The organism is bacterium CG_4_10_14_0_2_um_filter_33_32 (assembly GCA_002792735.1).
GTDB lineage: Bacteria > Patescibacteriota > CPR2_A > CG2-30-33-46 > CG2-30-33-46 > CG2-30-33-46.
The window spans coordinates 1-1,019 of sequence record PFOW01000039.1 but is presented as its reverse complement, the minus strand read 5'-3'; the positions used below and the strand labels follow the sequence as shown (position 1 = coordinate 1,019).

The window sequence follows — 1,019 nt, the reverse complement described above, 5'->3', positions numbered from 1 at the left end:
TTAAATCAACTTTGACTTTATCTTTTTCGTAGTCAATCTCCAGTACTTTGAGCATTTTCTCATCTTTCATAAAAACATATTCCTGATACGGAGTTTTGGATGGCGAATTAAACAAATCGCTTTCTTCGTATTTGCAGTTTGCCAGCGTCTCTTCGTATTGCTCAAGTTCGTAATACTTGAAAAACCCGCCACCTTGATATTCTTTAACTTCTTTTGAAATGCCTGACTTATCATAAGCTAAAACTTTTTTCATTCTTGGTAAAACTACATCATAAAAATGCTCTCCCATTTCCACGCCAATCCATTTTCTGCCGAGTTTGTGTGCTACTGCTGTTGTTGTACCGGAACCAAGGAAAAAGTCATAAACAAAATCCCCAGCGTTAGAACTCGTTTCAATTACCCTTTTAAGCAGTATTTCAGAATTTTCGGTTTGAAAATCCCAATTAGAAGTATAACCGGAAATATCTGTCCAATTTGAATCAATTTGTTTTATGTCTGTTGGAGCTAACAGGTATTCTACCTTAACATCATCTTTATTTTTACAACTTGGACATTCTTTCCAAAAACCTGATATGTGAATATAACCACATTTTCTACATTTTAATCTTATCCTTTCTTCATTCTCCATTTGTTTTATATTCTCTTGTCCGTATGTCCAGTGCCGCCCATTTGGTGGGGTAAGCATATGTCCAAAAATATAAAGGGGTTGTCCTTGTCCTTGGGAATCCATTGCATGCCATCTTTCTGTTTTGGCTTTTGCTAATTTCTTGAATAAAAGATTGAATTGAAAAACATCGGTCTTAGAGTAAAAAAACAATGAATCGGTTGCAGTATTAAATTTTTTAACTTTTGGGTCTTGTTTGCTTATTCTACTAATTATTATCTCATTCTTAAAATTCTCATTTTCTAAAATTTCATCCATCAAACACCTCACAATCCAATTCCCATTGTAGTCGCACCGCACAAAAATGCTTCCCTTTTTATCCAGCCAATCTTTGGCAAGTTTCAAACGATTTTCA

1 protein-coding gene is annotated in these 1,019 nt (G+C 34.4%); it reads right to left on the bottom strand.

Annotation, left to right across the window (positions count from 1 at the left end; translation table 11 throughout):
* Window positions 1-1,019, bottom strand: a 1,019-nt coding sequence (locus tag COX95_02565) for a site-specific DNA-methyltransferase (protein PIZ85977.1), incomplete at both ends; no start/stop codon positions are given.